At 44.3% G+C, this 13,736-nt stretch carries 8 protein-coding genes; 5 read left to right on the top strand and 3 right to left on the bottom strand.

All coding sequences use genetic code 11. The features are described from left to right. Positions 1-13: 13 nt before the first annotated feature. The gene (gene ygfK / locus Q0I54_RS03490; protein WP_296116477.1) at positions 14-3,004 is read right to left on the bottom strand and encodes a putative selenate reductase subunit YgfK; all 2,991 of its coding nucleotides are present in this window, start codon (positions 3,002-3,004) and stop codon (positions 14-16) included. Between the two features lie 95 nt (positions 3,005-3,099). Next, positions 3,100-4,431 (bottom strand): putative aminohydrolase SsnA, encoded by a 1,332-nt coding sequence (gene ssnA / locus Q0I54_RS03485; protein ID WP_296116476.1) that lies wholly within the window; start codon positions 4,429-4,431, stop codon positions 3,100-3,102. A gap of 317 nt (positions 4,432-4,748) precedes the next feature. Here ssnA and Q0I54_RS03480 point away from each other — a divergent pair, with 317 nt between their 5' ends. From Q0I54_RS03480 to arcC, 5 genes are all read left to right on the top strand, one after another. Next, positions 4,749-5,399: a transcriptional regulator gene (locus Q0I54_RS03480; RefSeq protein WP_296116475.1), complete on the top strand. Its 651-nt coding sequence runs from the start codon at positions 4,749-4,751 to the stop codon at positions 5,397-5,399. Between the two features lie 12 nt (positions 5,400-5,411). After that, positions 5,412-6,626, top strand: a complete 1,215-nt coding sequence (dpaL, locus tag Q0I54_RS03475; RefSeq protein WP_296116474.1) for a diaminopropionate ammonia-lyase — start codon at positions 5,412-5,414, stop codon at positions 6,624-6,626. Between the two features lie 91 nt (positions 6,627-6,717). After that, positions 6,718-8,028 (top strand): YgeY family selenium metabolism-linked hydrolase, encoded by a 1,311-nt coding sequence (locus tag Q0I54_RS03470; RefSeq protein WP_296116473.1) that lies wholly within the window; start codon positions 6,718-6,720, stop codon positions 8,026-8,028. Positions 8,029-8,067: 39 nt separating this feature from the next. Beyond that, on the top strand, positions 8,068-9,261 hold the full coding sequence (ygeW, locus tag Q0I54_RS03465; RefSeq protein ID WP_296116471.1) for a knotted carbamoyltransferase YgeW: 1,194 nt from the start codon (positions 8,068-8,070) through the stop codon (positions 9,259-9,261). Between the two features lie 31 nt (positions 9,262-9,292). Then, positions 9,293-10,237 carry a carbamate kinase gene (arcC, locus tag Q0I54_RS03460; RefSeq protein ID WP_296116469.1) on the top strand — a complete coding sequence of 315 codons (945 nt, stop codon included), beginning with the start codon at positions 9,293-9,295 and terminating at the stop codon, positions 10,235-10,237. A gap of 651 nt (positions 10,238-10,888) precedes the next feature. Here arcC and clpB read toward each other — a convergent pair. Then, complete coding sequence (gene clpB / locus Q0I54_RS03455) at positions 10,889-13,471, bottom strand: ATP-dependent chaperone ClpB (RefSeq protein ID WP_296116467.1); 2,583 nt, start codon at positions 13,469-13,471, stop codon at positions 10,889-10,891. Positions 13,472-13,736: the final 265 nt, after the last annotated feature.

Genomic DNA, 13,736 nt, shown 5'->3' with positions numbered 1-13,736 from the left:
TCGGCTCTGAATATTACAGATAAAGGTAATCGTAATCTGCATCAATTGTCAGAATCACCTGTTTTAATCCATCGTATAAGCTGCAGTCAGCATCTTTCAGATTGTAGATCTTTACGAAATCTGCCAGTCTGACTTTCACTTCCATGGTCTCTCTGTTCAGTACAACATAACCGTCATTTTTGCTGTTCTCAAAATCGGCCTCATTTGCAAATAAGGTAAATTTATCCTGATACGGTGCACTGCTGTATGGGCAGAAGCTCTTACAGTTGCCGCACTCGTTACACATGTAATCCACATGTACGATAGCCGGCATTTTCTGTCCCGGTACTGCGATTGCTACGTTTGCACGGTTTGGACATACATCAACGCAGTTCTCACAGATATGGTTACATTCCAGACATCTCTCTTGCTCTGCTTTTCCTTCTGCGGAGTGAACTAAAATGCCTTTCTTTTCTGCTGCACGCGCTACATCGGTATCGTATGCATACTCAGATTTTGCAGATTCTCCAAGGATATGGCTTGCTGCTTTTTGTGCATCGCGGATAGCCAGAACGATCGTCGCTGCTCCGCCTGCACCATCACCGATGGCATAAACGCCCGGTTTGCTTGTCTCCATGGTTTCCGCATTGAGAACCGGCTGTCCTTTCTCATTGACATCGATACGGTTTTTCTCATACAATGTGCTGTCCACACGCTCACCGAGAGATGCGATGATAGTGTCTGCCGGAATCTGAACTTCTTCCTCTGTCTCCATCGGTTTCTGTCTGCCGCTGGCATCCATCTCACCTAAGACAACTTTCTTACATGTCAGAACACCGTCTTTCTGTGTCTTCGGTGCAAGCAGCTCTTTCATAACCACACCGTCTTCCAGTGCCTCTAATAACTCATCCTCATCCGCCGGCATGTAACGTTTTGTTCTTCTGTATACCACAGTAACGTCTTCTACGCCCTCAATTCTGCCTGCCATACGTGCCGCATCCATGGCTGTGTTACCTGCTCCGATGACAACGACATGTTTGCCCAGGTTCTGTGCTTTCGGGTCTTCTTTTGCTGCCTCAAGGAAGTCTACCGCATTCAGTTCTTTCTCGGTATCTACTCCGATCGCCATACCTTTATGTGCGCCGATTGCAAGAACGATGGTCTCAAATCCTTCCTCTTTCAGGCTGTCGATATATTCAATTTCTCTGTTATTTACAAACTTTGCTCCGTATGTTTTTGCAATCTCAACATCTTTTGCAATTGCCTCGTTGTCAATACGGAAGGATGGAATCACGTTGCGTACTGTTCCTCCGAAGTTTGCTTTTTTATCAAATACGGTAACGTCTGCTCCGCCTTTTGCAAGGAAGGCTGCACAGGCAATACCGGCAGGACCGCCACCTACGATGGCAACTTTCTTACCACAGCATCCTTCTGCTTTCAGACCACCTAACACACTGTCATATCCGCCTTTTGCAGCCTGCAGTTTTGTGCCGCGGATCGCAACCGGCTCCTCGTAGAAGTTTCTGGTACATTTGCTCATACATCTGTGGTTACACAGAGTACCGGTCATAAATGGCAGTGGATTTTTATCAAGGATCACTTCTAACGCTTCCTGCATTTTTCCTTCACCAGCAAGTTTTACATAAGCCGGAATATCCTGATGGATTGGACATCCTTCCATACATGGTGCGGTGAAGCAGTCCAGTAACGGAACTTCTTTGTCCATCTTGCGGCTCGGTAACGGTTTTACCGGTTTTACATGATGCGGATCATGCTTGATCTCCTCGATCAGCGCTGCCAGTCCGTCTACATTTACCCCTGCAAACGGCTTGAATTCCATTGCGTTTAATTTATCTGCAAGCTGAATGCCACGGTTATATCCGCCTGGTTTCAACAAAGTAGTTGCCACTGTGATCGGCCAGATGCCAAGTCCGAAGATTTTATCAATGTTAAATGCATCAGCTCCGCCGGAATAGGAAATTCTTAATTTTCCGTCAAATGCTTTGCTCAGCTTATATGCTACGCTCAAGGACAGTGCACATAAAGATTTTCCGGACATGTACATTTCTTCACTTGGAAGTTCATTTCTTGTCACATCTACCGGGAAGGTATTTGTGATTTTTACACCAAAGGCAAGTCCTTTGCTGTCTGCTAATGCCTGAAGTCTGGTCAGCATCGGTACAGCATCTTCAAACTGAAGATCATCTTTAAAATGGAAATCACCGAATGCCACGTAATCATATCCCATGCTGTCCATGATCTCGCGCGCTTCTTCGTATCCAAGCAGAGTCGGATTACATTTTACAAACGTGTTCAGGCCTTTCTCCGTCAATAAATAAGAAGCAATGCTCTCAATTTCCTGCGGAGGACATCCGTGCAGGGTAGATACGGTTGCAGATTTACAGATATCAGAAGGAATTGCCTCGATATCAGCATCTGTCAGGTTGTGGAAACTGTCTTTGTTGTCCTTCAACCACTGAATACACTCCTGAAATACCGGATTGTCTTTCGACTCGATCATATTATTTAAAAAGGTATCGATTTTTTCTGATTTGATACCCTGCAGATCATATCCAACACTGATATTGAATACAAATCCGTCTGCTGCGCCAAGTCCCCACTCTCTGGAAAGTGCTTTTAATGCAACCCATGCTTTTACGTACTCTGCGTAAGCCTGCGGCACATACAGCTCTGTGGACCACTCACAGTTGTAACATTCATCATCTGCAAGGATACATGGTTTATTTACCGGAAGATCCTCTCCGTCTAAAATCTGCACCGTTTTCAGTTCAAAGAAACGGCTGCCTGCCAGATAGGCTGCAATAATATTCTGTGCAAGCTGTGTATTCGGTCCTGCGGCCGGGCCGTATGGTGTCTCGATTTTTTCTCCGAAGATAGAACGATTTTTCGCCGGATCTGCCTTGTACTCTTTACGAATTCCAAATACAGTCTGTTTTTTTGCACGTTCTGTCATCGCCCAGTTCATCAGATTTCCAAAAGGAATCGGTGTCATTCTGTCGCCCATTGTAATTAACCTCTCTTTATTATTCTATTCGTCATTTTATAACTTTAGTTTATTCTATCTCGAATATTTATTACCCCATCCATATAATTGTTATATTATCCATTGATGCTGTGCGCCAGCTCTGCTGCCGCCTGTCTGCAATCTGCCATTGCTTTTGCCTCATCGATCATGGTCAGTTCACGGTCTTTCATCAGCACTTTTCCATTACAGATGGTTGTCTGTGTCATGGTACCGTTGATACCAAATAACATATGGCTGTTGATATTGTCCGCGGTCAGTGGTGTCAGCGGATCGTAAGCTACTACAACCACGTCTGCTGCTGCGCCTTCCTTCAACACACCAAGTGGAATATCAAAGTAGCGGTTTGCCATTTTCGCATTTCCTTCAAATAACATCGCCGGAACTTCACCCCACGCAGCATTTGCATCACATAAAGAATGTTTGTGCAGTACATTTGCTACCTTATAAGATTCAAACATATCATGTGTATAGCCGTCCGTTCCAAGGCCGGTCAGAACACCTTTCTGGAAAATTCTCATAGTTGGAGGACATCCGCAGGCATTTCCCATATTTGACTCCGGATTATGTACCACCATGGTATCTGTCGCTTTCAGCAGATCCATCTCCTGTTCATTGACATAAATGCAATGTGCTGTCATGGTCTGCGGTCCTAACAGATCGTGATCCATCAGTCGGTTCACAATTCTCTTTCCATATTTATGCAGACAATCATGCAGATCCTCGATTCCCTCTGCCACATGAATGTGTGCTCCTACGCCCTCCGGCATATTTTCGCGGCACAGTTCAAATGTCTTGTCAGAAATCGTAAATTGTGCATGCATACCCATCATAGCTTTGATCATGTCATTATTCTGCTGTGCTGCATATTTAATGAAGTCTGCATTTTCTTTTACGGAAGCTTTTGCTTTCTCCTCACCATCACGGTCAGATACTTCATAGCACAGACAGCTTCGAACCCCCATCTTTGCAGAAGCCTCTGCAATTTTAAACAAGCTTCCTTCAATGGATCCAAAACTTGCATGATGGTCAAACACGGTCGTTACACCATTTTTGATACAGTCTATATAAGTAGCGATCGCACTTAAATAGGTCTGCTCCAATGTCAGGTGTCGATCAATTGTCCACCACAGTCCGTCCAGGATATCTAAAAATCCGTTTGGATTGTATCCATTAATAGATAATCCTCTGGCAAATGCACTGTAAATATGTTCGTGCATATTAATAAGGGATGGCATAATGATCTGACCTTTTGCATCGATCAGCTCTGCCTGCGGATATTCACTGCGCAGTGTCTCATAATCACCCACCTTTACAATCTGTTCACCATCAAGGACAACTCCACCATCTTTGATCAGCGGATTGGTCTCATCCCTTGTGATCACGGTTCCTTTTCCTACCAGAATCATGTTTCTTCTCCTTTCATTCCCCATGTCATTTGCTGTACTGTTTACAACTTTTTAAGGAAACAAAAATCCATCTCTTTTTTTCATTAAAAAAGCAGGTGCATTTTGTCATTTCCAAGGTTGTTTTTCACGATTCACAACGGCTGTGTTTTTATTGACCGTTCAATCTAATTAGATATTACCACACCCTTTATTTAAAAGCAATATTGTTTTTCAAACTTTTTTTATTTTTACCTAAAAAAAATTTTGTTTTTGGTGTTGACATCTGAAAAAAATCTGCTATGATGAGTACAGAAAGCAAAACAAAAGGAGACAGCAAAATGATGACACTGGAGCTTTTAAAACAACTGGCAAAAGCACTGGCCATTCAGTTTGGAAATGACTGTGAAATAGTGATTCATGACCTGACCCGAAAGAGTCTTCAGAAATCCATTGTTTATATCGAAAACGGTCATATTACAAACAGAAAAACCGGCGATGGGCCGTCCAAAGTTGTATTGGAGACCATGAAGAAAGATCCGTCCAAGATTTCCGATCATCTCGGTTATCTGACAAAGACACAGGATGGAAGAACATTAAAATCTTCTACCATCTTTGTACGTGAAGAAGAAGACGGACCGATCCAGTATATCCTTGCCATCAATTTTGACATCACCAATCTTCTGTATTTTCAGGATTCTGTCCGCTCACTCATCAGTGAAAACGGCGAACCGGCGGTTTCTTCTTATCATAAGGAACCGGAAAGCATCTGCACCAACGTGGCAGACCTGCTGGATGATCTGATTGCGCAGGCCGTTGCAGTCGTTGGAAAACCTGCATCCCTGATGTCAAAGGATGAAAAAGTTCAGGCAATTCAGTTCCTGAATAATACCGGTGCTTTTCTTATTACTAAATCAGGCGACAAAGTTTCCCAGTACTTTGGGATTTCAAAATATACTTTGTACAGCTACATCAAAGCAGATAAAAATTAGGAGGAGGTTTTTATGAAACAAATCAAATGGGTGAAAAACACAATGCCGAAAACAGACGATGCAAATCTTCCGGTTATGGCACTTGAGGAAGTTGAAAAAGCCCGCGCTTTTCACAAAACAATTCCGGGATATGAGAGAACACCTCTTGCACATCTGACTCACATGGCAGACCGCCTTGGTCTCAAAGATGTCTGTGTAAAAGATGAGTCTTACCGTTTCGGTCTGAACGCATTCAAAGTTCTCGGCGGTTCTTTCGCAATGGCAAAATACATTGCAAAGCAGACAGGTCGAGACATCACAGAGCTTGATTTCGAGACACTGACATCCGACAAACTTCGTGAAGAATTCGGACAGGCAACATTCTTTACTGCAACAGACGGCAATCACGGACGTGGTGTTGCATGGGCAGCAAACCGTTTAAAACAGAAAGCGGTTGTATTTATGCCGAAAGGCTCCACACAGAACAGACTGAACCACATTCTGGCAGAAAACGCTACTGCTACAATCGAAGAAGTAAACTATGACGAATGTGTACGTATGGCTGCTGCAGCTGCTGCAAAAGTAGACAACGGTGTAGTTGTACAGGATACTGCATGGAAAGGTTATGAAGAGATTCCTTCCTGGATCATGCAGGGATACGGAAGCATGGCAATGGAAGCAAATGAGCAGCTTCATGAACTTGGCATTAAGCGTCCGACACATGTATTTGTTCAGGCCGGTGTTGGTTCCTTAGCTGGCGGTGTACAGGGCTATTTTGCAAATCAGTACCCGGACAATCCTCCGATCGTCTGTGTGGTAGAAGCTGATACAGCTGCATGTCTGTACAAAGGCGCCGTTGCCGGCGATGGTGCAGAATACAACGTAGAAGGCGATATGCCGACTATCATGGCAGGTCTTGCATGTGGCGAGCCGAATACAACATCCTGGGATATTCTGAAAAACCATGTATCTGTATTCGTTGCTGCTCCGGACTGGGTATCTGCAAAATCCATGCGTATGCTCGCTGCTCCGATCAAAGGTGATCCGCAGGTAACATCCGGTGAATCAGGAGCCGTTACATTCGGTGTATTAAATGAGATCATGACAAATCCGGATTATGCAGATTTAAAAGAAGCGTTACAGTTAGACGAAAATTCACAGGTACTGCTCTTCTCTACTGAGGGAGATACAGATCCGGAACGTTATAAAGAAATCGTCTGGGACGGAAAAGATTATTTAGAAGATTAATAAAATCCAATATAATCCAAATTTTTTTGAACCTTTTTTAGACTAACCAATCAATCTATTATTCAACTTATAGTATGGAGGTATTACTACTATGGATTACAACAAAATCAAAGCAACCGCTGAGAGCTACAAAGACGACATGACCAGATTCTTACGTGCTATCGTAAAGAATCCGGGCGAGAGCTGTGATGAGAAAGCTCATATCGAGACCATCGCTGCCGAAATGAAAAAACTGGATTTCGACGAAGTTGTTATCGATCCGCAGGGTAACGTTATCGGTTACATGGGAACCGGTGACAAGATCATCGCTTACGATGCACACATCGATACTGTAGGTATCGGAAACATTGAAAACTGGAACTTCGATCCATATGATGGATATGAGACAGACGAAGAAATCGGCGGTCGTGGTGTATCCGATCAGTGTGGCGGTATCGTTTCCGCTACATATGGTGCTAAGATCATGAAAGATCTTGATCTGATTCCGGAAGGCTGCAAGATCATGGTAGTCGGAACAGTTCAGGAAGAGGACTGTGACGGTCTGTGCTGGCAGTACATCATCAACGAAGACAAGATCCGTCCGGAATTCGTAGTTTCCACAGAGCCGACAGACGGTGGTATCTACCGCGGACAGCGTGGACGTATGGAAATCCGTGTAGATGTAAAAGGTATCTCCTGCCACGGTTCCGCTCCGGAGCGTGGAGATAATGCCATCTACAAAATGGCTGACATTCTTCAGGACATCCGTTCCTTAAATGAGAACGATGACGCTGACGAGACAGAGATCAAAGGTCTTGTAAAAATGCTCAACCCGAAATACAACAAAGACTGGGAAGAGGCTCGTTTCCTTGGCCGCGGTACTGTAACAGTATCTCAGATCTTCTATACATCCCCAAGCCGTTGTGCAGTTGCTGATTCCTGTGCAATCTCCCTTGACCGTCGTATGACATTCGGCGAGACATGGGAAAGCTGCTTAGACGAGATCCGTGCACTTCCAAGCGTACAGAAATACGGCGATGATGTAAAAGTATCCATGTACAACTACGATCGTCCTTCTTACACAGGATGTGTATATGAGATCGAGTGCTACTTCCCGACATGGGCAATTCCGAAAGATCACAAAGTAACAAAATCTCTCGAGGCTGCTTACACAGCATTATACGGAGATCAGCGTATCGGTGCTGCTGAGACACTTGAAATGCGTCAGGCTCGTCCACTTACAGACAAATGGACATTCTCCACAAATGGCGTATCTATCATGGGAAGAAACAACATTCCTTGTATCGGTTTTGGACCGGGTGCTGAGGCTCAGGCTCATGCTCCAAACGAAAAAACATGGAAACAGGATCTGGTGACTTGTGCAGCTGTATACGCAGCATTACCAGGCAACTATATGGAGTAAATTTCAACGAATCTAATTTATTATAAGGAGAATACATAAATGAAAACATTACAGGATTACATCGACAAACTCAACAGCTTAAACTTCAAAGAAATGTACAACAACGATTTCTTCCTTACATGGGAAAAAACAGATGACGAATTAGAGGCTGTTTTCACTATCGCTGATGCACTTCGTTACATGCGCGAGAACAACATCTCCACAAAAGTATTCGAGAGCGGACTTGGAATTTCCTTATTCCGTGACAATTCCACAAGAACACGTTTCTCTTTCGCTTCCGCATGTAACCTGCTTGGTCTGGAAGTTCAGGATCTGGACGAGGGTAAATCCCAGGTAGCTCATGGTGAGACTGTTCGTGAGACAGCTAACATGATCTCCTTCATGGCTGATGTTATCGGTATCCGTGACGATATGTACATTGGCAAAGGTAATGCTTACATGCACGAAGTATCTGACTCTGTAAAACAGGGTAACGAGGACGGCATCTTAGAGCAGCGCCCGACACTGGTAAACCTTCAGTGTGATATCGACCATCCGACACAGGCTATGGCTGACGCTCTTCACCTGATCCATGAGTTTGGCGGTGTTGAAAACTTAAAAGGTAAAAAAGTTGCCATGACATGGGCATACTCTCCATCTTATGGTAAACCACTCTCCGTTCCGCAGGGTATCATCGGTCTGATGACACGTTTCGGTATGGACGTAGTACTTGCTCATCCGGAAGGATACGATGTAATGCCGGAAGTTGAGGAAGTTGCTAAAGCAAACGCAGAGAAATCAGGCGGTTCCTTCACAAAAGTAAACAGCATGGCTGAAGCTTTCAAAGATGCTGATGTTGTATATCCGAAGAGCTGGGCTCCGTTCGCAGCTATGGAGAAACGTACAAACCTTTACGGCGAAGGCGACACAGAAGGAATCAAAGCACTTGAGAAAGAGCTTCTTGCTCAGAATGCAGAGCACAAAGACTGGTGCTGTACAGAAGAATTAATGAAAACAACAAAAGACGGCAAAGCATTATACTTACACTGCCTGCCGGCTGATATCAACGATGTAAGCTGCAAAGACGGCGAGGTTGAGGCTTCCGTATTCGATCGTTACCGCACACCGCTTTACAAAGAAGCAAGCTACAAACCATATATCATCGCTGCTATGATCTTCTTAAGCAAATTTGAGAATCCGCAGGAAATCTTAAAGAAATTAGAAGAGCGCGCTGGAAAACGGATCTTCGAATAATACACACTAATCCATATGGGGGTAGCTAATCATGGGTAAAAAACGTATCGTCATTGCACTTGGCGGTAATGCCCTTGGAAAAAATCTTCCTGAACAGTATCTGGCTGTTCAGGAAACTTCCAAGGCAATTGCTGATCTGATCGAAGCAGGAAATGAAGTCATCATCTCCCACGGCAACGGTCCACAGGTCGGAATGATCAACAATGCAATGGCAGCATATTCCAAAACAGAACCTTCTCATCCGGCAATCACACCACTCTCCGTCTGTGTTGCCATGAGTCAGGCATATATTGGTTATGATCTTCAGAATGCATTAAAAGAGGAATTATTAAACCGTGGCATCAAGAAAAATGTTGCCACTGTGATCACACAGGTTCGTGTGGACGAAAATGATCCTGCATTCGAACATCCAACCAAACCAATCGGTCAGTTTATGACCAAAGAAGAAGCTGATGCAGCTGTAGCCAGCAGCGGTATTCAGATTATGGAAGATGCAGGACGCGGCTATCGTCGTGTCGTTGCTTCTCCGAAACCGGCAGAAATCATTGAAATCGACACAGTCAAAGATCTCTTAGAAGCAGGCGAAGTCGTCATCGCCAGCGGTGGCGGTGGTATCCCTGTGATCCGTCGCGGAAACCATTTAAAAGGTGTTGGAGCAGTTATCGACAAAGATTTCGCAAGCTGTCTCCTCGCACAGCAGTTAAATGCAGATTTCCTGATCATTCTGACTGCAGTTGAAAAAGTAGCACTCCGCTTCGGTACTCCGGAAGAGACATGGCTCAATGACATCTCTGTCAAAGAAGCAAAACAGTACATGGAAGAAGGACATTTTGCTCCAGGTTCCATGCTTCCGAAAGTACAGGCAGCTGTAGAATTTGCCGAATCAGGCGAGGGACGTACCGCCCTCATCACCCTTTTACAGAAAGCAAAAGACGGTGTAAACGGTGCAACAGGAACACGAATCATCAAAAAATAATTATTTTATCTTGTTATTTGATTGATTATTCGATTAAACTTTTTTTAACATTTTCCCTCTATTTTACAATATACAAAGCACTTCAGAGCCAAGGCAATTTTTTGAAAATAGGATCGTCATGCTTGCATGTAAGAGCATATTTTCAAGAAAATTTCTTTGGTGAGAACCAAAGATGAGCAAAAGGAAAGCCTTGCAAAGGCGATTTTGCGAATTGGCTCTGAAGAAAGAAAGAGCCCCGATCCTAACCAAATCGGGGCTCTTTCATGTGGTGCTTCTTTTATATTACGGAAATTTATGAAAGCGGGCATTCGCAATCCGCTTTCGCTACTTGCTCATAAACGCAGTCGCTTTGCGGTCTGCGTTCAAAGTGATCATTCCAAAATCTGAGAGAAAAAGAGACTCAGCCCAGTCATTACAACTAAGCTAAATCTCTTCTTTCTATCTCTTATACTATGATTTGGGTGTCAAAACACCCAAATCTTGATTAATACGGATTGCTCCGTGCTTTGCACTCCCACAATCCTTCCCGCTATTCGCATATCGTGGGATGAAAATCCCACTTTTATGCTCATATCGGGGCGTGCCCCAAGGTCATTCATCCACCCTTGTGCAAGCACAGGTGGACTCAGACCTTTTGACACTGTAATCATACTATTTTACCCTTGCTGTCAGATGATCTCCATCTACATCGATGAGGATGACATCATTTGCATGTACTTCATCCGCAAGGATCAGTTTTGCAGATAAGGTCTCCACATGCTTCTGCAGGAATCGTTTCAACGGTCTTGCACCGTAGATTGGATCATAACCATGCTCTACGATAAAGTTCTCTGCTGCCGGTGTAAGTTCTACAGAAATCTCGCGGTCTTCCAGACGTTTGTTCAGCTGATTCATCAGCAGATGTATGATATTTCCGATGTTATCCTTGGTCAGCGGCTTGAACATGATGATCTCATCCAGACGATTTAAGAACTCCGGTCTGAAGTTGCCGCGCAACTCGTTCATAACCAGTTCTTCTGCTTCCGGATTGATATCACCGTTTTCGTCGATACCTTCCAGCAGATGCGCAGATCCAAGGTTGGATGTCATAATGATGATGGTATTTTTAAAGTCTACGGTACGTCCCTGGGAATCTGTGATACGACCGTCATCCAGAACCTGTAACAATACGTTAAACACGTCCGGATGCGCTTTCTCTACCTCATCAAACAGAACGACGGAATATGGTTTTCTACGAACGGCTTCGGTCAGCTGACCGCCTTCATCGTATCCTACATATCCTGGAGGTGCTCCGATCAGTCTGGATACAGAGTATTTCTCCATGTATTCACTCATATCAAGTCGAACCATATTGGATTCATCATCAAACAGGCTTGCAGCCAACGCTTTTGCCAGCTCTGTTTTACCAACACCGGTAGGTCCAAGGAACAGGAATGAACCGATTGGCTTGCTCGGATCTTTGATTCCTGCTTTGGAACGAATGATCGCTTCGGTAACTTTTGTGACACCCTCATCCTGTCCGATGACACGTTTGTGCAGTTCTTCGTCCAGATGTAAGGTTTTGTTACGTTCACTCTCGGTCAGTTTTGCAACCGGGATGCCTGTCCAGCGTGAAATGATTCTTGCAATCTCATCTTCGCTGACACTCTCATGCACCAGTGACATATCTTTATTTTTTACGATTTCTTCTTCGTGCGCCAGTTCTTTTTCAAGCTGTGGTTTCTTGCCATACTGCAGTTCTGCTGCCTTTTCCAGATCATAATTCTGCTGTGCGGTCTGGATTTCTTTGTTCAGTGCTTCCAGTTCCTCACGCAGCTTCTGTACACGCTCAACAGCTTTCTTCTCGTTGTCCCACTGTGCTTTCTTTGTCTGGAACTCACTGCGCAGCTCTGCCAGTTCTTTCTGAAGATTCTCCAGACGCTCTTTGCTCAGATTGTCTTCTTCTTTCTTCAAAGCGGTTTCTTCAATCTCCAGCTGCATTACTTTACGGTTCAGCTCATCCAACTCTGTCGGCATGGAATCCAGCTCTGTCTTGATCAGTGCACATGCCTCGTCCACAAGGTCGATGGCTTTATCCGGCAGGAAACGGTCGGAAATGTAACGGTTGGACAGTACGGCTGCGGAAACCAACGCGCCATCTGTAATTTTTACACCATGGAATACTTCATAACGCTCTTTCAAACCACGCAGGATGGAAATAGTATCTTCCACCGTTGGCTCGTCTACCATAACCGGCTGGAAACGACGCTCCAGCGCAGCATCTTTTTCGATATATTCACGGTACTCATCCAGTGTGGTAGCACCGATACAATGCAATTCACCTCTTGCCAGCATAGGTTTTAACATGTTGCCGGCATCCATGGCTCCATCCGTCTTTCCTGCACCAACGATGGTATGCAGCTCATCGATAAAGAGGATGATCTTGCCTTCGCTCTTCTTTACCTCGTCCAAAACAGCTTTCAGACGTTCCTCAAATTCACCTCTGTATTTTGCACCTGCAACCAGAGCACCCATATCAAGGGCAAACAATTTCTTGTCTTTTAATCCTTCTGGAACATCTCCACGGACGATACGCTGTGCCAGTCCCTCGACAACAGCTGTTTTACCAACACCAGGCTCACCGATCAGAACCGGGTTGTTTTTCGTCTTTCTGGAAAGGATACGAACCACGTTTCGGATCTCACTGTCACGGCCAATGACCGGATCCAGTTTCTGATCTCTTGCACGCTCTACCATATCGTAACCATATTTTTCCAATGTATCATAAGTAGCTTCCGGATTGTCACTTACAACTCTCTGGTTGCCACGGACGGTGGATAAAACCTGAAGGAATCTGTCTCTTGTGATTCCATACTCACGGAAGATTTCTTTGATCGCCGGGTTCGGATAACGGATCATGCTCAAAAACAGATGCTCTACGGATACATACTCATCGCCCATCTGCTTTGCTTCATCCTCGGCACTGATCAGTACTTTGTTCAGCTGCTGGCCGACATAAACCTGTCCTCCGGACACTTTCACTCTCTTTGCCAGATGATCTTCCGCATTGTTCATGAAATGCTGTTTGTTGATCTCCATCTTTTCAATCAACATCGGGATCAGACCATCTTCCTGACGCATCAGGGCTACCAGCAGATGTTCCTGCTCGATTTCCTGATTACCATATTCATAAGCTAATTTCTCGCAATCCTGGATTGCCTGCATAGATTTCTGTGTAAATTTCTGGATATTCATAAAAACCCCTCCTTTCCGGGTGTTTCTACTATTTTCATACCTTTTGTTCTACTTGTTGTATAACGTTTTTATTTGCGCTAAGTATGTTATATCACATGTTATTAGCCAAGTCAATAGGCGAGTGCTAATATTTTGAGATTTTTTTGCAAACCTTGATTTTACGAGGTTTGCAACACTTTTTCTTCCTTATAATCATCACTTTTTCTTGGTTTGACACCATTTTGACACCAATTTTTTATTTTTGGTGTCAGCTAATTGCTACGCT

Origin of the sequence: uncultured Eubacterium sp. (assembly GCF_934295145.1) — a bacterium.
Lineage (GTDB): Bacteria > Bacillota > Clostridia > Lachnospirales > Lachnospiraceae > Eubacterium_I.
The sequence above is the reverse complement of the archived record's forward strand: the minus strand, read 5'-3'. Positions and strand labels throughout refer to the sequence as shown.